Annotated in this window: 17 protein-coding genes and 2 tRNA genes; 7 read left to right on the top strand and 12 right to left on the bottom strand. The window is 73.2% G+C overall.

Features of this window, described 5'->3' with window-relative positions:
- The first annotated feature begins 22 nt into the window (after positions 1-22).
- Positions 23-595: a DUF5709 domain-containing protein gene (locus VKK44_RS02890; protein WP_343445296.1), complete on the top strand. Its 573-nt coding sequence runs from the start codon at positions 23-25 to the stop codon at positions 593-595.
- A 1-nt stretch (position 596) separates the two neighbouring features.
- Here the strand turns inward: VKK44_RS02890 and VKK44_RS02885 are convergent, their stop codons facing one another.
- Positions 597-1,244 carry a response regulator transcription factor gene (locus VKK44_RS02885; RefSeq protein ID WP_343445295.1) on the bottom strand — a complete coding sequence of 216 codons (648 nt, stop codon included), beginning with the start codon at positions 1,242-1,244 and terminating at the stop codon, positions 597-599.
- Positions 1,241-2,362, bottom strand: a complete 1,122-nt coding sequence (gene macS, locus VKK44_RS02880) for a MacS family sensor histidine kinase (protein WP_343445294.1) — start codon at positions 2,360-2,362, stop codon at positions 1,241-1,243. Before macS ends, VKK44_RS02885 begins: the two co-directional genes overlap by 4 nt.
- 115 nt (positions 2,363-2,477) lie before the next feature.
- Between macS and VKK44_RS02875 the strand changes: the two genes are divergently transcribed.
- The gene (locus tag VKK44_RS02875; protein WP_343445293.1) at positions 2,478-2,945 is read left to right on the top strand and encodes an ATP-binding protein; all 468 of its coding nucleotides are present in this window, start codon (positions 2,478-2,480) and stop codon (positions 2,943-2,945) included.
- Between the two features lie 63 nt (positions 2,946-3,008).
- On the opposite strand, the gene VKK44_RS02870 is transcribed toward VKK44_RS02875, so the two are convergent.
- Positions 3,009-3,947: a ribose-phosphate diphosphokinase gene (locus VKK44_RS02870; RefSeq protein WP_343445292.1), complete on the bottom strand. Its 939-nt coding sequence runs from the start codon at positions 3,945-3,947 to the stop codon at positions 3,009-3,011.
- Positions 3,948-4,012: 65 nt separating this feature from the next.
- Between VKK44_RS02870 and glpK the strand changes: the two genes are divergently transcribed.
- Complete coding sequence (glpK, locus tag VKK44_RS02865) at positions 4,013-5,497, top strand: glycerol kinase GlpK (protein WP_343445291.1); 1,485 nt, start codon at positions 4,013-4,015, stop codon at positions 5,495-5,497.
- 102 nt (positions 5,498-5,599) lie between these two features.
- On the opposite strand, the gene VKK44_RS02860 is transcribed toward glpK, so the two are convergent.
- Together VKK44_RS02860 and VKK44_RS02855 are read right to left on the bottom strand one after the other, a co-directional pair.
- The gene (locus VKK44_RS02860; protein ID WP_343445290.1) at positions 5,600-6,337 is read right to left on the bottom strand and encodes a VOC family protein; all 738 of its coding nucleotides are present in this window, start codon (positions 6,335-6,337) and stop codon (positions 5,600-5,602) included.
- A gap of 34 nt (positions 6,338-6,371) precedes the next feature.
- Complete coding sequence (locus tag VKK44_RS02855) at positions 6,372-7,205, bottom strand: phosphoribosylaminoimidazolesuccinocarboxamide synthase (RefSeq protein WP_343445289.1); 834 nt, start codon at positions 7,203-7,205, stop codon at positions 6,372-6,374.
- A gap of 121 nt (positions 7,206-7,326) precedes the next feature.
- On the opposite strand from VKK44_RS02855, the gene VKK44_RS02850 reads away from it, so the two are divergent.
- Complete coding sequence (locus VKK44_RS02850) at positions 7,327-8,646, top strand: ABC transporter substrate-binding protein (protein WP_343445288.1); 1,320 nt, start codon at positions 7,327-7,329, stop codon at positions 8,644-8,646.
- 60 nt (positions 8,647-8,706) lie between these two features.
- Here the strand turns inward: VKK44_RS02850 and VKK44_RS02845 are convergent, their stop codons facing one another.
- From VKK44_RS02845 to VKK44_RS02825, 5 genes are all read right to left on the bottom strand, one after another.
- Entirely contained in the window at positions 8,707-8,958 is a 252-nt protein-coding gene (locus VKK44_RS02845) for a hypothetical protein (protein WP_107161041.1), read from the bottom strand.
- A 108-nt stretch (positions 8,959-9,066) separates the two neighbouring features.
- A tRNA-Met gene (locus VKK44_RS02840) sits at positions 9,067-9,140 on the bottom strand.
- A gap of 164 nt (positions 9,141-9,304) precedes the next feature.
- Positions 9,305-9,378: transfer RNA gene (locus tag VKK44_RS02835), tRNA-Met, on the bottom strand.
- A 126-nt stretch (positions 9,379-9,504) separates the two neighbouring features.
- The gene (locus tag VKK44_RS02830) at positions 9,505-12,492 is read right to left on the bottom strand and encodes a UPF0182 family membrane protein (protein WP_343445287.1); all 2,988 of its coding nucleotides are present in this window, start codon (positions 12,490-12,492) and stop codon (positions 9,505-9,507) included.
- 127 nt (positions 12,493-12,619) lie between these two features.
- Positions 12,620-13,633 (bottom strand): YlbL family protein, encoded by a 1,014-nt coding sequence (locus VKK44_RS02825; protein WP_343445286.1) that lies wholly within the window; start codon positions 13,631-13,633, stop codon positions 12,620-12,622.
- 184 nt (positions 13,634-13,817) lie between these two features.
- On the opposite strand from VKK44_RS02825, the gene VKK44_RS02820 reads away from it, so the two are divergent.
- A complete protein-coding gene (locus VKK44_RS02820; protein ID WP_343447632.1) occupies positions 13,818-15,020 on the top strand; it encodes a zinc-dependent metalloprotease in 1,203 nt (400 codons plus the stop codon).
- 944 nt (positions 15,021-15,964) lie between these two features.
- On the opposite strand, the gene VKK44_RS02815 is transcribed toward VKK44_RS02820, so the two are convergent.
- Together VKK44_RS02815 and VKK44_RS02810 are read right to left on the bottom strand one after the other, a co-directional pair.
- A complete protein-coding gene (locus VKK44_RS02815; protein WP_343445285.1) occupies positions 15,965-16,567 on the bottom strand; it encodes a hypothetical protein in 603 nt (200 codons plus the stop codon).
- Between the two features lie 89 nt (positions 16,568-16,656).
- The gene (locus VKK44_RS02810) at positions 16,657-17,178 is read right to left on the bottom strand and encodes a M48 metallopeptidase family protein (RefSeq protein ID WP_343445284.1); all 522 of its coding nucleotides are present in this window, start codon (positions 17,176-17,178) and stop codon (positions 16,657-16,659) included.
- 476 nt (positions 17,179-17,654) lie between these two features.
- On the opposite strand from VKK44_RS02810, the gene VKK44_RS02805 reads away from it, so the two are divergent.
- On the top strand, positions 17,655-17,822 hold the full coding sequence (locus tag VKK44_RS02805) for a DUF5679 domain-containing protein (protein ID WP_012014940.1): 168 nt from the start codon (positions 17,655-17,657) through the stop codon (positions 17,820-17,822).
- Between the two features lie 178 nt (positions 17,823-18,000).
- Positions 18,001-19,113 (top strand): TOMM precursor leader peptide-binding protein, encoded by a 1,113-nt coding sequence (locus tag VKK44_RS02800; RefSeq protein WP_343445283.1) that lies wholly within the window; start codon positions 18,001-18,003, stop codon positions 19,111-19,113.
- The last annotated feature ends 5 nt before the right edge of the window (positions 19,114-19,118 follow it).

Below are 19,118 nucleotides of genomic sequence, written 5' to 3'. Positions count from 1 at the left end.
GCGCAGTGGGTAGTTCCCCCTCATGCGCGACGACGAGTACCCCACCCCCGTTTCCGACCCCGAGGCGGAGGGCCTGCCCGACACCGCCGACGACGACTCGACCGCGAACGACGACGTGCTGACCGGGCGCGAGGCGGACGGCCCGGAGCCGGCCCAGATCCCCGGCGACCGCACGCCGGTCGCCGCGGACCGGTTCGGCACCACGGCCGAGGAACAGCTCGACGGCGAGTCGCTCGACTACAAGCTCGACCGCGAGCGGTACGAGCGTCCCGCCGACGACCCGCTGGCCGGCCCGGTCGACCCGGCCATCGCCGCCGAGGCGGACAGCGAGGAGGCCGCCGCGCAGGCCCAGCTCGACGCGGACGTGATCGATCCGGGCCCGGTCTCCGACCCGCACTCCCCCGTCTCGATCTACGACCACGGCCAGCTCGGCACCGTCGCCGACCACGAGGTGGGGCGGCTGGTCGAGCCGGACGAGGGCGCGCACACCGACCAGGAGACCGACAACGTCGCCTACGACGCCGGCGCGGCCGGTGGCGGGGCGTCCGCGGAGGAGCTGGCGGTGCACGAGACGCAGCCGCCGCCGGCGCACTGAGTCACTCGTCCAGGCCCCGTTCGATGGCGTACCGGGTCAGCTCGACCCGGTTGTGCAGCTGGAGCTTGCCGAGCGTGTTCTGCACATGGTTCTGCACGGTCCGGTGGGACAGCCGGAGCCGCTCGGCGATCTGCTTGTAGGACAGCCCCTTGGCCACCAGCCGCAGCACCTCGGTCTCCCGATCGGTGAGCCGGGGCGCGTCGTCGTGCGGGGCCGGCGGCGCGGCGGCCAGCCGGCGGTACTCGCCCAGCACCAGCCCGGCCAGGCCCGGCGTGAACACCGGCTCGCCGGCCGCGGTGCGGCGCACCGCGTCGAGGAACTCGGCCGGGGCGGCGGACTTGATCAGGTAGCCGGTCGCGCCGGCCTTGACCGCGTCCAGCACGCTCTGCGGCTCGCCGCTGGCCGACAGCATGAGCACCCGCACCTCGGGCAGCGCGGCGCGCAGCCCCCGGACCACCTCCACGCCGGAGACGTCCGGCAGTTGCAGGTCGAGCACGACCAGGTCGGGACGGGCCGCCGCGGCCACCCGGACCGCCTGCCGTCCCTCGCCGCTGGTCGCCACCACGTCCAGGCCGGCCTCGGTGAGGTCGCGGGCCACCCCTTCCCGCCACATCGGATGGTCGTCCACCACCATCACCCGGATGCTCATCGACGGCTCCTCGGCACGGTCAGCTCGATCTCGGTGCCGGCGCCCGGGGCGGAGGCGATCCGCACCTCGCCGCCCAGGTCCGCCACCCGGCCCCGGATGGACTGGGCCACCCCGAGCCGGCCCTGCGCGGCGGCCTCCGCCAGCCGCCCCTCCGGGATCCCCGGCCCCTCGTCGCGTACCGAGACGGTCACCGTCTCCTCCTCGTCCTCGATCAGCACCCAGGCCCGCCCGCCGGCGTGCCGCGTCACGTTGTCCAGCGCCGCGCCGACGGCCGCGGCCAGTTCCCCTGCGGCCTGGGCCGGCAGCGGCACCGGCGTGGCCGGCGCGGCCACCTGGACCTCGGTCGAGGCGTAGCGGTCGAGCAGGTCACGCAGGTCGCGGTCGGCCCCGGCCTGCTCCGGCACGGCGCCCGTGCGACCGATCAGCGCCCGCAGCGCGGCCTCCTGCTCGCCGGCCAGCCGGGCCAGCTCGGCCGCCTCGCCGTCCAGGTCGGCGCCGCGCCGCCGCACCAGCGCCAGCACCTGGAGCACCGAGTCGTGGATGTCGCGGGCCAGCCGTTCCCGCTCGCGGGTGGCCGCCTCCAGCTCCACCGCCCGCTGCAACCGGGCCTCCGCCTGGACCGCCAGCCGGGCCACGTGCCCGACCACCACACCGGCCAGCAGCAGGAGGATCGCCCCGGTGAACGCGGACGGGTTGATCGGGTCCCGGGTCGCGAGGTCCGCGCCGCCGAGCACCAGCGCGGCCACCGTGCCCCGCCGCCGGCCGCCGGAGACCGCCCAGGCCAGCACCGGCCCGGCCAGCCAGGCGGAGGTCAGGACCGGCACGCCGGCGGCGAGCGCCGGCCGGCCGACCACCCACGGCGTGGCCAGGATGATCCCCAGCACCACGCCCAGGTCGGCCAGGAGCAGCGGCCAGCGCCGCCCGGCCGGCCGCCGGTAGCCGGCCGCGGTCACGCCGCTCCAGGCCAGCATGCCCAGCAGGACGCCGCCGGCGGCCACCGGGTGCGCGTACTGGCTGCCGTCGCGCAGCACGAGCACCCCGACGTAGGCCAGCGAGGCGAACCGGAACACCGCGATGGACCGCCAGAACGGGCCGACCAGGCCGGGGGACGACGGCATGGGCGTCACCCTGCCACAGTCGGTCACGCGGGGACCGGCCGGTGCGGGTCAAGAAACCCTGACGTACGGTGGAAAAGCCGCGAAAGTCGTCGAGGAGCATCGCCGGGACGGGGTCATGACAAACGCAGAACTCCCCGCACCGCGTACGGTTGTGCCCATCGAACCTTCCCTTCTGATCGCCGAGGCCTTCGATCAGGCACAGGTGACCGAGCTGCGGCACTCGGTCGCCTCCTGCGCGCACGCCGCCGGGCTCGCCGGCCAGCGGCTCGACGACTTCGTGCTGGCGGTCAACGAGCTGATCACCAACGCGGTCCGGCACGGCGGCGGGCGGGGCCGGCTGCGGCTGTGGCGTCGCGACGGCGAACTGGTCTGCGAGGTCGCCGACCACGGGCACGGGATCAGCGAACGGCGGCTGCACGACCGCGACCGGCCGGCCCCGGAGACCGCCGGCGGCTGGGGCCTCTGGCTGGCCCGGGAGCTCAGCGACACCATGGAGGTCGAGACCGGCGACGCCGGCACGGTCGTCCGGATCACCGCCGCGTTGACCACCCGACAGCCCGCCGCCCGCCCCCTGGACGGCTGACCCGACGCCCGACCTCGCGGGCCCGCCGCAGCGGCGGTGGACGGCCGTCGGGCCACGGCGGGCTCAGCCGAAGAGCGCGCTCACCGACTCGCCGTTGTGGATCCGCCGCATCGCCTCGGCCAGCGCCGGCGCCACCGAGAGCACCTCCAGCTTCGGCACCCGCTTCTCGGCCGGGATCGGCACCGTGTTCGTGCAGACGATCTCCAGCACGCCGTCCTGCGCGCTGAGCCGCTCCAGCGCGCCGCTGGAGAAGAGCCCGTGCGTACAGGCCAGGCGGATCGAGCGGACCTGCCGCTCGCGCAGGTGCGAGATCAACTCGATCACGGTGCTGCCCTTGGCGATCTCGTCGTCCAGCACGATCACGTCCCGGTCCGCCACGTCCCCGATGATGGTGCTGATCTGCACCCGGTCGTCGCTGAACCGCTGCTTCGCGCCGGCCGCCACCGGGGTGCCGAGCATCCGGGCGAACGCCGCCGCCTCCTTGGCGTTGCCCAGGTCCGGCGAGACCACCACCGCGTTGCCCAGGTCGTACCCGCGGAAGTGGGCGGCGAGCTCGCGCAGCGCGTGCAGGTGGTCCACCGGGACGCTGAAGAAGCCGTGCACCTGCGGCGAGTGCAGCGTCATGGCCAGCACCCGGTGCGCGCCGGCCGAGGTGAGCAGGTCGGCGACGAGCCGCCCGCCGATGGAGATGCGGGGCGCGTCCTTCTTGTCCGACCGGGCGTACGCGTAGTGCGGCAGCACCACGGTGATCCGGCCGGCCGACGCGCCCCGGGCCGCGTCGATCATGAGCAGCAGCTCGACCAGGTGCTCCTGCACCGGCGGCACCAGCGGCTGGATGAGGAAGACGTCCCGCTCCCGGCAGTTCGCCTGCAACTGCACCTCGAGGCAGTCGTTGGCGAACCGGGACACCCGTACCGGGTGCAGCGGAACGGCGAGGTGGGCGCAGATCTCGGCGGCGAGGTCCGGGTGGGCGGTCCCGCTGAACACGGCAATGTCACGCACGTCTGCTGATCGTACGGGTCGACCGGAGGCAGACGGTGGACGCTCCCGGCGGGTACGGTGCCTGCGTGACCGGAGAGTTCGTCGCCGCCATCGACCAGGGCACCACCTCCTCGCGGTGCATCGTCTTCGACGCCGACGGCGAGATCGTCGCCGCGGCCCAGCGCGAACACCGGCAGATCTTCCCCAGGCCGGGCTGGGTCGAACACGACGCGGAGGAGATCTGGACGAACGTCGAGCACGTCGTCCGGGAGGCGCTGGCGGGCGCCGACCTCGGGCCCGAGCACCTGGCCGCGGTGGGCATCACCAACCAGCGGGAGACCACGGTCGTCTGGGACCGGGCCACCGGCCGGCCGGTGGCCAACGCGATCGTCTGGCAGGACACCCGCACCGGCCCGCTGCTGCGCGAGCTGGCCGAGGCGTACGACGAGGAGCGACTGCGCGCCCGCACCGGGCTGACGCCGGCCACCTACTTCGCCGGGCCGAAGCTGCGGTGGCTGCTCGACCACGTCGACGGGCTGCGCGAGCGCGCCGAACGCGGCGAGGTGCTGTTCGGCACCATGGACAGCTGGCTGATCTGGAAGCTGACCGGACGGCACGTCACCGACGTGACGAACGCCAGCCGCACGCTGCTGATGGACCTGGAAACGCTCGACTGGGCCCCGGAGCTGCTCGACGCGCTCCGCGTCCCGGCCGCGATGCTGCCCGAGATCCGCTGCTCGGCCGAGGTCTACGGCACCGCCGAGGGCGTGCTCGCCGGGGTGCCGGTGGCCAGCGCGCTCGGCGACCAGCAGGCCGCGTTGTTCGGGCAGACCTGCTTCCGCCCCGGCGAGGCCAAGTGCACCTACGGCACCGGCAGCTTCCTGCTGCTCAACACCGGTGCCAGCCCGGTGCCGTCGCGGCACGGCCTGCTCACCACCGTGGCCTACCAGATCGAGGGCCAGCCGGCCGCGTACGCGCTGGAGGGTGCCATCGCGGTCACCGGCTCGCTGGTGCAGTGGCTGCGCGACAACCTCGGCCTGATCTCCACCGCGTCCGAGGTCGAGGAGCTGGCCCGCACCGTCGACGACAACGGCGGCTGCTACGTGGTGCCGGCCTTCTCCGGCCTGTTCGCGCCGCACTGGCGCAGCGACGCGCGGGGCGTGATCGCGGGCCTGACCGGCTACATCACCAAGGGTCACCTGGCCCGGGCGGTGCTGGAGGCGTCCGCCTTCCAGACCCGCGAGGTGGTGGACGCCATGAACGCCGACTCCGACGTGGCGCTGCGCCGGCTGCGGGTGGACGGCGGGATGACCGGCAACGAGCTGCTGATGCAGTTCCTCGCCGACGTCCTCGACCTGCCGGTGGTCCGCTCCCGGATCACCGAGACCACCTGCCTCGGCGCCGCGTACGCGGCCGGCCTGGCCGTCGGCTTCTGGCCCGATCTGGCCACGCTGCGGGACAAGTGGCGCTCCGACGCCCAGTGGGAACCCGCCATGGACCCGACCCACCGCCACCACGAGCTTCACCAGTGGCACAAGGCCGTCCAACGCACCCTGAACTGGGAAAACTAACCCCCCACCCCACCCCGGCGATCTTGCACTTTCTGCCCCGACATCACGGGCGTTCCGGGCGCGTCCGCGGCCGAAAGTGCAAGATCGCGGACGACGGCGGTGTCAGGCCGGGGTGAGGAGGCAGAACTCGTTGCCCTCGGGGTCGGTCAGGACCATCCAACGGATGTCGGCTCGGCCGAGGTCGACGCGGGTCGCGCCGAGCGTCTCCAGGCGGGCCGCCTCGGCCGCCAGGTCGTCGCCCGGGTAGGGGCGGACGTCGAGGTGCACCCGGTTCCACACCGTCTTCGGGTCGGGGTTGCGGACGAACTCCAGGTAGGGGCCGACGCCTGCGGTCGAACGCAGCGAGGCGTGCTGGTCGGTCACCTCGTGCACGGTCCAGTCCGTCGCCTCGCCCCAGAAGCGGGCCATCCCCCGCGGATCGGCGCAGTCGACCACCACCGCCGCGATCGGCCCGGTGTCCCGGTAGACCGGCCGCGGTTCCAGCACGCAGAACTCGTTGCCGTCCGGATCGGCCAGCACCGTCCACGGCACGTCACCCTGGCCGATGTCGGCGGGCGTCGCGCCCAGCTCCGTCAGGCGCGCGACCAGTTCCGCCTGCTGCTCCGCTGACGTGCTGGCCAGGTCGACGTGCACCCGGTTCTTACCGACCTTGGGTTCCGCGGAACGGACGAGGTCGATGCAGACGGCGACCGGGTCGGGATAGACGAAGCCCTCGGGTTCGAGGTTGGTCACGCCCGGTTCCTCGCTGTCGATCCCCCAGCCGAGCGTCTTCGCCCAGAAGCCGCCCAGCGCGGCGTCGTCCCGGGCCTTCATGTTGATCTGCACGAGCCTCGTCGACATGCCGACGAGACTAGACCGCCCGCACCGCCGGCGGTCAGTCCCAGCGGTTGCCGGTCAGCTTCTCGTACGCCTCGACGTAACGGGCGCGGGTCGCCTCGACCACGTCGGCCGGCACCTCCGGCGCCGGCGGGCGCTTGTCCCAGCCGCTCTCGACGGCCCAGTCCCGCACGTACTGCTTGTCGAAGGAGAACTGGGCCCGACCCGGCTGGTAGGACTCGGCCGGCCAGAACCGGGACGAGTCGGAGGTGAGCAGCTCGTCGCCGAGGACCAGCGTGCCGTCCGGCGTCCAGCCCAGCTCCAGCTTCGTGTCGGCGATCAGGATGCCCCGGTCGGCGGCGATCTCCGCACCACGCCGGTAGACGTCGATGGTGATCTCCCGCAGCCGCTGCGCGGTCTCCGGCCCCACCTTGTCGACCACCTGGTCGTAGGTGATCGGCTCGTCGTGCTCACCCTTGGGCGCCTTGGTCGACGGCGTGAAGATCGGCTCGGGCAGGATCGACGCCTCCACCAGACCCCGGGGCAGCGGCACGCCGGAGACCGCGCCGGTGCGCTCGTACTCGGCGAGGCCGCCGCCGGTCAGGTAGCCCCGGGCCACGCACTCGACCGGCACCATCTCCAGCCGCCGGCACCGGATCGCCCGGCCGGCGACCTCCGCCGGCACGTCGGTGGCGGAGAGGACATGGTTCGGCACCAGGTCCGACAGCTGCTCGAACCACCACAGCGAGAGCGCGGTGAGCAGGCGGCCCTTGTCCGGGATCGGGGTCGGCAGCACCACGTCGTAGATGGAGACGCGGTCGGAGGCGACCAGGATCAGGTCCGCGCCGTCGGCGTAGACGTCCCGGACCTTGCCCGAGTGCAGAAGTTCCACGGCGGTAAGTACACCATGGGCGGGGCACGTCGACCGGCGCGCCCACCGGCCGTCCCGCCCGCCGTTGACACCCCCGGCCGGGGCCGATGGAATGATCCGTCCACCCACCCTCGGAGAGACCGTGCGCGCTCAGTGGTCCGTCCCCCGTCCCGGCCTCGACCGGCGGCGGTTCCTCGGCGCGCTCACCGGCCTGCCGCTGCTCGCCGGCGGGCTGGCCGGCTGCGGCCCGGAGGAGGAGGCGGCTGCCGTCGACGAACCGGTCGAGCTGTCGGTGTTCTGGTGGGGCGGCAACCGCCGGGCCCAGGCCACCGAGCAGGCGCTCCGCCTCTACACCCAGCAGAGTCCCCGGGTCAGCTTCCGGATCACCTGGCAGGGGCTGAACGGCTACTACGACCGGCTCGCCACCCAGGCCACCGGCGGCAACGTGCCCGACCTGTTCCAGATCGACGACACGCTGCTCACCGAGTACGACCGCCGCGACATCCTGCTCGACCTCACCCGCCACATCACCGACGAGCGGCTCGACCTGCGCGGCCTGCCGGAGCAGTTGGCCCGCTACGCCCGGGTGGACGAGCGCACCGTGGCGGTGCCCGCCGCGCAGACCAACGCGGCGCTGGTCTTCAACCGGGACCTGCTGCGCCGGCTGGACCAGCCCGAGCCGCGCACCGGCATGTCCTGGAAGGAGTACGCCCGCTGGGCCGCCCGCGTCACCCGGGCCTCCGGCAACCGGGTGGCCGGCACCATGGATCCCTCCGGCGACTACCGGGCGCTCTGGCTCTGGCTGCGCGGGCAGGGCAGCGAGCTGTACCAGGGCCGGCAGCTCGGCTTCAGCTCGGCCGAACTGCTCGACTGGTTCGAGTTCTGGGAGGTCGCCCGCTTCGACCGGGCCACCCCGAGCGCCGCCCTGGTGGAACAGGCGGACAGCGGCGAGCTGTCCCGTCAGCTCGTGGTCACCGGGCACGCCGCGGCGTCCTTCGCCTGGTCGCACCAGTTGCCGGAGCTGCAACGCCTGACCGGGGACGAGCTGGGCGCGGTCGCCTTCCCCGGCACCCCGGCCGCGCAGTGGCCCCGCGCGTCGATGTACTGGGCCGGCTTCCGCGGGACCCGCCACCCGGGCGTGGTGGTGGACGTGCTCAACTTCCTGACCACGAACGTGGCGGCCGGCCGGATCCTCGGCTTCGAACGCGGCCTGAACCCCAGCACGCAGGTCCGCACGTACGTCGCCGCCGGCGTCACCGACCGGACCGAGAAGCGGGTGGCCGCCCTGGGCGTCGAGTTGGACGGGCTGGCCGGCCCCGCGCCCGCGCCGCCGCCGAAGGGACACGCCGCGGTGCGGACCCTGCTCATCGACGCGGCGGAGAGCATCCGGGGCAAGCGGGCCGGCGCCCGCAGCGCGACGTCGCGGTTCATGGCCCGGGCGAACGCCGCCCTCGCCGGCTGACGGCTGCGGGCCCCCGCTCGACGCACGCGGCGCGGTCGGGGGCCCGTCGGCACCGACACGTCAGCGCGGCGGGCGGTTCCGCCGGTTCCGCATCAACATCAGCACCAGCAGCACGATCCCGCCGACCACCACCAGGCAGCAGAGCAGGCCGAGGATGCCGAAGCCGCCGCCCCGGGAACGCCGTCGCGCGGCCTCCACCACGACCTCACCGGTCCCGGTCGACGCCCAGGCCGCAACCGGTACGAAGACCGAGAGCACGACCGTACCGATGACCGCGCTCAGGCGGCCCCACCATCTGTTCCATCCAGCCATACCCCCCATCCTCGCCGAGGCGCGCAACCGGGGCACGCCGGACGGGACGGAAAGATCCGGATACGACGAAAGGCCCCGGAGTTTTCTCCGGGGCCTTTCGCGATCACGTAGCGGGGACAGGATTTGAACCTGCGACCTCTGGGTTATGAGCCCAGCGAGCTACCGAGCTGCTCCACCCCGCGTCGGTATGTGTACAGCCTATCGCATCCGGATCGCGGAGATCAGCCGGGTCCCCGATTCCGCCGGACCGGCCCGCGCCGGCACGCCGGACCGACGGCGGACCCGACATCGCCACAGGGAAACGGCGAAGGGCCCCGGAGCGAACTCCGGGGCCCTTCGTCACGAGTAGCGGGGACAGGATTTGAACCTGCGACCTCTGGGTTATGAGCCCAGCGAGCTACCGAGCTGCTCCACCCCGCGTCGGCTCGTTAACCCTAGCGCACCGGCCCGACGAGGTGCAAAACGGGTGCCGGACACGACCCGAGCCCGTGGCCGGCGACCGCTGGGGCCACCGGACCACGGGCTCGTGGTGGTCGTCGCCCGACGTCAGCCGTTCGGTGACGACGAGGGCGAGGCCGAAGCCGGCGCCGACGGCGAGGCGCTGCCCGAGGGTGCCGGGGTGCCGGACCCCCTCGCCGCCGCCTGAGCCTGCTGGAACGCGGTCATCGCCTCGTCCAGCGCCTTCAGCGCCCGCCCGTACCGCTCGAAGTCACCGGACGTCTGCGCGGCCTTGACCTCGGCGATGGCGCTCTGCACCTTGCCGGCCGCGTCGGCCAGCTCGCCGGTGAGCGGCGGCGGGGTGTTGTTGCCGCCGGTCGGCGGTGGGGTGTTGCCGTCCTCGCTCGGCGGCGGGGTGCCGGACCCGGCCCGCTTGCCCTGCTCGACCAACTGTTTGATGCCGTCGCCCAGGTTGTTGGCGAGCACCACGTACGAGCCGCCGTCACCGTACGAGAGCAGCACCTTCTGCAACAGCGGGTACGCGTCCTGGCTGCTGCTCTTCACGTAGACCGGCTCGACGTAGAGCATCCCGTCGGCGAACGGCAGCGACAGCAGGTTGCCGTACTGCACCTGGGCCTGGTTGGAGGAGAGCAGGTTGAGCTGCTGCCGGATGTCGCCGTTGTTGGTCATCTGTTGGTGGACCTGGGTGGGCCCGGAGATCCGGGTCTGGTCCGGCAGCTCCAGCACCTCCAGGCGCGGCTTCCCGTCCACGTACGAGCCGGAGACCAGCGCGGCGAGGTTCTGCCGCCCGTTCGGGGTGACCGCGGAGGTGAGCTGGAAGCGTGGCCCGTCCTGCCCCGGGAACTGGGTGAACAGATAGTAGGGCGGCTGCTTCTGCCCGCTGTCCGGCGCGTCCGGCACGTTCGGCACCTGCCAGAAGTCCTGGCCGGAGTAGAAGTCCCCGGGGTCGGTGACGTGGAACTTGGTGAGCAGGTTGCGCTGCACCTTGAACAGGTCGGCCGGGTAGCGGAAGTGCTCGGCCAGCTCCGGCGGGATGTCGCCCTTGGGCAGCACGACGTCGCCGCCGAACGCCTTGTTCCACGCCTTCAGCACCGGGTCGGTGTCGTCGTACGAGTAGAGCTTGACCGTGCCGTCGTACGCGTCGACCGTCGCCTTCACCGAGTTGCGGATGTAGTTGACGTTCTCCCGGGCGAGCTGGAACGTGCCCCGACCGGTCAGCTCGTCGGCGGTCTCCGACTGGAGGTTGACCCGCTCGGCGTACGGGTAGGTCGCCGCCGTGGTGTAGCCGTCGATGATCCACAGCACGCGGCCGTTCACCACGGCCGGGTACGGGTCGCCGTCGAGGGTGAGGAACGGCGCGACCTTCTCCACCCGGTCGCGCGGGTTGCGCACGTAGAGCAGCTTCGAGTTCTCGTTGACCGCCTCGGAGAGCAGGAAGTTGGACTCCTGCTCCTTGATCGCGTAGAGCAGCCGCCGGGGGAACGAGCCGATCTTGACGCCGCCCTCGCCGGTGTAGGTGTAGTACTGCTCGCCGCCGGTCTGGGTGGGCCGGTCGAACTCGACGTTGCGGTCGCCGTTCTGCCCGACGATCGCGTAGTCGTCGGGCTCCATCCGCTCGCCGTAGTAGATCCGCGGCTGCTGGGCCGGGATCTCCTCGGTCGGCGAGGAACACGCCTCCTGCGCCTTCTCGCCGAGGAAGCCGGAGACGAAGTACGGCTGCCCGCCGCAGACCACCTGGTTCGCCGGCGCGGCCACCAGGCCGTACCCGTGGGTGTAGACGGTGTGCCGGTTGATCCAGTTGCTCTGCTGGTCGGTCAGCTCACCGTAGTTGATCTCCCGGACGCCGACCACGTAGTCGGAGGTCTTGTCCTTGACCGCGTACCTGTCGATGTCCAGCTTCGAGCCGAAGTCGTAGAAGCCACGCACCTGCTGGAGCTGCGTGTAGGTCTCGGAGACGAGCTGCGGGTCGAGCAACCGGATGTTCGACACCACCGACGTGTCGGTGGACAGGCTGGCGGGTGGCACGAGATTGCTGGCCGCGTACGGTGTGGTCTTCGTGCCGTCGAGGCTGAACGCGGACCGGGTCGCCTTGATGCTGCGTTCGATGTACCGCGCCTCCTTGTCCCGGGCGCTCGGCTTCACCTCGAACGTCTGCACGGCCCACGGGTAGATGCCGCCGATCGCCACCGCGGAGACGCCCAGCAGGGCCAGCGAGATGCCGGGCCAGACCAGGTTCCGCATCACCGCGTTGGAGAACACGATGATCGCCACGGCCACCAGTACGGAGATCCAGGCGAGGATCTCTTTCGCCGGCAGCAGCGCGTTCACGTCGGCGTAGCCGGCGCCGTAGAGCTTCGCGCCCTCGTTGTACTCCAGCAGCATGGCGCGCCGGTCCAGCACGTAGGCGACGGCCTTGAGCAGGACGAAGACGGCGACCAGCGTGCTCAGGTGGGCGCGGGCGGAGTTGGTCATCCGGTCACCGACGCCCTGGAGGCGCACCCCGCCGAAGACGTAGTGCACGGCCAGCGCGCCGAGCAGGGCAAGCACCACCGCGGTAAAGCCGACGCCGAGCGCGTAGCGCCAGAACGGGAGCTGGAAGACGTAGAAGCCGACGTCGATGCCGAACTCCGGGTCCTTGACGCCGAAGTCGCCGCCGTTGCGGAACAGCAGCCACTGGGCCCACCGGGTCTGCGCGGAGAGCCCGGCGAAGAGCCCGACGACGGCGGAGGCCAGCGCGATCCAGGTGCCGAGCCGGGGGCTCAGCAGCATACGGTAGCGCTCCAACGTGGCCTGCTCGGCCGAGTGCGGACGCATCCGGGGCCGCAACCGGTACGCCAGCCACAGGTTGCCGGCGATGATCAGCGCCATCCCCACGCCGACCACCAGGAACAACAGCAGCCGGGTGGCGAGCACACCGGTGAAGACCTGGGTGTACCGGACCTCGTCGAACCACAGCCAGTCGGTCCAGGCGTTGACCCCCCACCCGAGCAGGGTGAACAACACGAACACCCCGACCAGGACCCCGATGGTGACGCGTCCGCGTCGGCTCATCCTCGGCAGGGGACTGCTACGCATGACCACTATTGGCTCCGCACGTTTGATGTGATCGGCTCCGACCAGGCACCCAAGAGTACGGGGTGTTCCTGAACACGTCGGGTCAAGGTCACGTCACGATCGCCCGGCGGAAGGTGACCGGTCCTGCTCAGCAGCGGGTCGGCTGCCCTCCGGCACGGAGCGTCTCCAGCGCCTTGAGCGCGTCGGAAAGCGTCGCCACCCGGAGCAACGGCAGATCCGGTTGCGGGTTACGGACCGCCTCGGCGCAGTTGTCCGCCGGCACCAGGAAGACCTTCGCGCCGGCGTCCTTGGCGCCGACCAACTTCTGCGCGATGCCGCCGATCGGGCCGACCCGGCCCTCGTCGTCGATGGTCCCGGTGCCGGCGACGATCTTCCCGCCGGTCAGGTCGGCCGGCTCCAGCTTGTCGATGATGCCCAGCGTGAACATCAGGCCGGCGCTCGGCCCGCCGATGTCCCCGAGGTCGATCTTCAGGGTGAACGGGTGCGGCTGCTGCTGGTCGATCTCGACCCCGATGCGCGGCCGGCCGTCCTGCTCCCGGCTGGTGACCGTCGCGGTGCCCGGGGTGCCGCCCCGGGTGTAGCCGATCCGCAGCGCGGTGCCGGCCGGCTTGGCCCGGATCAGCTCGGTGAGCTTGGCCGCGCTGGTCACCGGCGCCCCGTCGACCGAGGTGAGCACGTCGTCCGCGCGGAGCACGTCCACCGACGGCCCGCCCGGCGTGACGGTCTTGACCAGCACCTTGATCGGGTAGCCCAGCTCGCGCAGGGCCGCCGTCTCGGCGCTGGTCTGCGAGTTCTGGAAGTCCTCCGCGTTGCGCTTCTCGACCTCTTCCTGCGACTCCCCCGGCGGATAGACCAGCTCCCGGGGCACCACCGCCTCGTCCGAGGAGAACCAGCCGGCCAGCGCCGACCGCAGCCGGACCGTGGGCTGCACGCCGACCGTGGTGAGCCGGAGCTGCCCGGCCGAGGTGGACGTCGCGCGGCCGGAAACCTGGATGATCTCCTTGCCGTTCTCACTGCCGAGCGTGTTGACGGTCGGGCCGGGGCCGAGCACCACGTACGGCAGGGGCACGCTCAGCACGCCGACGCTGAGCAGGGCGGTGAGCAGGGCACCGAGCAGGACGGTCACGCCGCGACGTCTCATGCGCCAGAGCGTACCGATCCGTCCCCCGCCGTCCGGCGCGGTGACCGGCGGACTTCGCCCTCAGCGCAACGCCGACGGGCCCGACCTGCGGCGGGGCCCGCGTACCGTAGACGTCGTGCCTGATATTCCGTTCGGCTTCGCGCTCCCGGGTGGGCAACCACCAGACCCCAACGATCCCGCGCAGATGCAGCAGTTCATGTCGCAGTTGCAGCACCTGCTGTCCGCGCCGGGCAGCGGGCCGGTCAACTGGGACCTCGCCCGGCAGGTGGCCGCGAGCCAGCTCGCCGCCGCCGGCGACCCGGCGGTCTCGCCGTTCGAACGCAACGCGGTGGAGGACGCGCTCCGGATCGCCGACCTCTGGCTGGAACCGGCGACCTCGTGGCCCTCCGGCATCCGCTCGTCGGTCGCCTGGAACCGCAACGAGTGGATCTTCAAGACCCTCGACGTGTGGCGCAAGCTCTGCGACCCGGTGGCCAGCCGGATGGTCGGCGCGATGGGCGACCTGGTGCCGCCGGAGGCCCGCGCCCAGCTCGGCCCGATGCAGTCGATGGTCGCCACGCTGGGCGGAGCGCTCTTCGGCGGCCAGCTCGGCCAGGCACTCGGCTCACTCGCCGCCGAGGTGCTCTCCGCCGGCGACATCGGCCTGCCGCTGGGCCCCGCCGGCACCGCCGCGCTCATTCCCGCCAACATCAAGGCGTACGGCGAGGGCCTGGAGCTGCCGGAGGACGAGGTACGCCTCTACGTGGCCCTGCGCGAGGCCGCCCACCAGCGCCTCTTCCAGCACGTGCCGTGGTTGCGCGGGCACGTGCTGACGGCGGTGGAGAACTACGCCGCCGGCATCCGGGTCAACCGGGAGGCGATCGAGGAGGCGATGGGCCGGGTCGACCCGACCGACCCGGAGTCGATGCAGGCGATCGCCCTGGAAGGCATCTTCACCCCCGAGGACACCCCGGCCCAGAAGGCCTCCCTGGCCCGGCTGGAGACCGTCCTCGCGCTGGTCGAGGGCTGGGTGTGCCACGTGGTGGACAGCGCGGCCGGCGACCGCCTGCCCAACGTCGTACGCCTCGGCGAGGCGTTCCGCCGCCGCCGGGCCGCCGGTGGCCCGGCCGAGCAGACGTTCGCCGCCCTGGTCGGCCTGGAACTGCGACCGCGCCGGCTGCGCGAGGCGACCGTGCTCTGGGCGGCGCTGACCGAGCAGCGCGGCATCGCCGGCCGGGACGCGATCTGGGGTCACCCCGACCTGCTGCCCTCGGACGACGACTTCGCGGCCCCGGAGGCGTTCGCGGCGAGCGGCAGCGACCTGGACGATGAGCTGGCCAGCTTCGACTTCTCCGCGCCGGGTGCGCCGGAGGAGCCGGCCCCGGGCGAGGACGACGGCAAGGCCTAGACGCCGCACGTCGGTCGGGGCCCGCACGGACGTCCGTGCGGGCCCCGCCGCATCCCGCAGGCCACCGCACTGTCCCCCACCCGGGCGGCGCGGCGCGGGGCGAGCGGCACGGCGCGGCGCGGGCAGGCGGCGCGGCGCGGGCAGGCGGCGCGGCGCGGGCAGGCGGCGCGGCGCGGGCAGGCGGCGCGGCGCGGGCAGGCGGCGCGGCGCGGGCAGGCGGCTGACCGGGGCGCGGCAGGAGCGAACGGCCCTGCGTGTGGGCGGCCGGCGCGTTGCCGTTGACGACCTCGGTTGCGTCGTTCCAATGCGTTTCGGGCACGGTTCATCCCGGCAGCAGGGGTCATGCCTCGGCGCCTACGAACTTGATGGCGTCGATGACTCACCGCCGTATCCGGTCGACGACTCACCGCCGCAGCCTTCAGAAGCCGCTATCGACCCGCGAACCGGCAGAGCCGCGACCCGTCCACGCCATCAAGTTGGTAGGCGCGGACGAGGCGTTCCTCCGCCGCTCGGCGGCCGGCGCGCGAACGACGCACACAGCACCGCCCCCGGCATGCGAATCAAGTCCGGCCCGACAAGCGAACCGAGGGGGACCGGCCCCGGCACAGTCCCCGACCGCCGGCGGCACGCCGGGTCGGGCCGCGTCGGGCCGCCGGCGGCACGCCGGGTCGGGCCGCGCCCCGTGCCGGCACGGGCCGGCACGGGGGAGGCGAACCGAGGGCGGCACGGTGAAGGGAACCGAGGCCGGCACGGTGAAGGAAACCCAAGGCCGGCACGCGGGAAGCGGAGCGCGAAACCGGCGCGGGAAGCGGAGCGCGAAACCGGCGCGGGAAGCGGAGCGCGAAACCGGCACGGCGGGCACCCGTGAGGCAGCCCGGCGGCACCGGTGAGGCAGCCCGGCGGCGCGCCGCCCGGGTGGGGAGGACCAGCGCCGCGGCGGACGGTCAGCCCGGGTGGCCGGAGAGCAGCGCCCGCGTCGCATCCCAGCCCTCGAACGCCGGGTCGAGGGCGCCGAGGTCGGCCGGACCGCGCAAGCGACGCCACCCGGCGGTCACCGCCACGTCGCCGGGCCGGGGTGCCGCGGCCCGCACCTCACCCGGCACCGCCGTGTCGAGATCCAGCACCGGCAACCACTCCGGTACGGGCAGACGCGCGGCCACCCCGAGCAGGCCCGGCCCGTTCCCCTCCGCCGGGGCGACTGCCACCGGCCGGCTGGACAGCGGCCGGAGCAGCTTGCCGAGGGTGAGTCCGGGCACGTCGGGCGCGTCGGCGGCGACCACCGCCGCCTGGTCGTAGCCGGTGAGCGTCGCGAAGACCGCGTTCGGCGTGGGTTGGGGCACCTCGTGCACGGCGGTGCCGGGCCAGACCACCGCGTCGGCCAGCCAGCGGTCCGCCGGGGTGACCGCCACGGCGGTCTCCACCTCGTTCAGCGTGGCCAGCAGGTCCACCACGTCCTCGGCGAGGGCGGTCCGCCACCGCGCCGGCTCGACCCCCGGCGGCGACCAGGTCACCGGGCCGAGCAACGCCACCACCACACGTCGCACCATCCGCCGACCCTAACCCCGCCCCGAGCGCCCCGCCCGCGCCCCACCCGCCCCCGCTGCGTGCAGAACAGGCGCGAGCCGTGGGGGTGGGGTCAGGGGAGGCCGGCGGTGGCGGCCACGCCCTCCAGGTAGCCGCGGGCCCGCTCCGACCTCGGGTAGCGGGCGACCAGGGCCCAGAACCGGGCGTTGTGGCTGGGCACGATGAGGTGCGTCAGCTCGTGGAGCAGGACGTAGTCGATCACCCAGTCGGGCATGTCCTGGATCCGGTGGGAGATCCGGATGGTGCGGTCGGCCGGGGTGCAGGAGCCCCAGCGGCCGTTCTGGTTGGTCACCCAGCGGACGCTCGCCGGCTCGGCTGCCGACCGGTGTTCGGACAGGTAGAGGCCGATCAGGCGGGTGGCCCGGGCGAGCAGCTCGGCGTCCGAGCGGGCGAACCGGCCCTCCCGGGCGGCCAGCCGGGCCAGCATCCGGTCGACCCATTCGCTCTCCTCGGCCCGGGAGAACTGGTCGGGGATGAGCACGACGACGCGCTCCCCGTCCCGGTACGCGGACACCGTGCGTCGCCGGCGCTGGCTGCGCCGCACCTCGACGACGGGCTTCCGCGTCCCGGCCATTACCGGGCCGCGCAGCCTCGGTTGACTGTCACGAGGGAAAGGTAATGCGTACTGACCAGGGCTCCGCAAGAGTAAACAAGACGACACGCGCCCGGAAAGTGACGGTTGGTAGTCAGGAGTCCTGAAAAAATTCTTTGCGGCGGTAGGTGACCATCGCCCGCCGGCCGCCCCTCACGTTAGGTGATCTACGACGGGCCGGTGCCGGCGGGACCCCGCGAAGGGGATCTGAGCGCATTTACCCGGCGTGTCCTACCGAAACTCACTTATCCGACGTTACTCGGCGTGCACACTCTCGTCGTCGACTTGCTCACAGAGTCGGCGTACAGCTGACATGGAACCGCCCAGACCTGGGTAGGGTCCGCCAACCAGTGGTCAGGAGACTGATCGCGGAGAACCCCCCGGCGCCGGTGCCACGCGTGGCCCGTCGCAGGGATAACCCGCCGGGCACCTCCGGCGGACGAGACGAGGAGGCTACCGTGGCCGACCAGGCCCAGACCTACAACGGTTACTGCGTCAAGTGCAAGGAGAAGCGGGACTTCGAGGGGCGCGTGGAGGTCTCGAAGACCGGCATGAACATGGCCAAGGGCAAGTGCCCGGTGTGCGGCACAACAGTGAACCGCATCCTGGGCAAGGCCAAGGTCTGACCCGTCCGGGTCGCGCGGGGAGGGGTGGCTTCGGCCGCTCCTCCCCCGTCGCGTATCCGACATGATTACCGGCCGGTTGTGGAAAACCGGCGATTTCCTGTGGACAGCGCTGGCTGTGGCACACCGAGCCTGTGGACAACGAGCCACCGAGCGCACAGACACGGTCACCATTCGTGGCGTGACGCATCCGACTCCGCTTCCCCGCCCGACGCTGCTGCCCGGCCTGACCAGGCTGTGGCGCGACCGGCGCACGCTCCAGCTCGGCGTGGAGCCCGGCCCGGCGGTGCTGGTCGAGGTGGCCACCCCGGGCACCACCCAACTGCTCGACCTGCTCGACGGCACCCGCAGCGAACGCGCCGTCCTGGCCGCGGCCACCGCCGCCCGGGTGCCACCGGGCGAGGCGCGCGCCCTGCTCGACGCGCTCCGGGCCGCCGGTCTGGTCGTACCCGCGCAGACGCTGCTCCCCCGCGACCTCACCGGGCCGGTCCGGGCCCGGTTGACCGCGGAGGCGGACGCCCTGGCCCTGGCCGTGCCCGACCTGCCCGGCACGCCGGCCCGGCTGCTGCGCCGCCGCCGGGCCGCCCGGGTGCTGGTGACCGGCGCGGGCCGGCTCGGCGCCGCGGTCGCCGTCGCGCTGGCCCAGGCCGGGGTGGGGCACGTCGTACCCGATCTGTCCGGCCCGGTCCACGCCGGCGACCTGGTCGGGACCGGCCTGCCCGGCACGGAGCTGGGTCGGCCGCTGGCCCCGGCGGTGTGCGCGGCGCTGGTCCGCTGCGCGCCGGGCACCGCCACCGGGCCGCTGCGGTCGGGTCGACCCGACCTGGTAGTGCAGCTCGGCGTGGGCCGGCCGGCCGAGGCGCTCGCCATCGGGTACGCCCGCCGACGGCAGCCCCACCTCCTGCTCGACCTGCGCGGCGGCGTACCCGTGGTCGGGCCGCTGGTCCGCCCGCCTGCCGGCCCCTGCCTGCGCTGCCTCGACCTGCACCGCGCCGACCGCGACCCGGACTGGCCGGCGCTCGCCGCCCAGCTCGCGACCGACCGCGGCGAGCCGGCCTGCGCGGCCACCACCCGGCTCGCCGCGACGGCGTTCGCGGCGGCCGAGGCGCTGGCCCAGCTCGACGGCGGCACACCGGAGACGCTCGGCGCGGCGGTGGAGGTGCGGGGCGCGGGTCGCCTCCGGCACCGCAGGTGGCCCCCGCACCCCGCCTGCGGCTGCTGCGGGCGTCGCCCGATCCGGTCGGCCCCACCCGCTCCCGGCCGCACGGCAGCAGCGAGCCCCTCGCGTCGGTAACAATG

Source organism: Micromonospora sp. DSM 45708, from assembly GCF_039566955.1.
Lineage (GTDB): Bacteria > Actinomycetota > Actinomycetes > Mycobacteriales > Micromonosporaceae > Micromonospora.
This window is presented reverse-complemented; position numbering and strand designations above follow the sequence as displayed.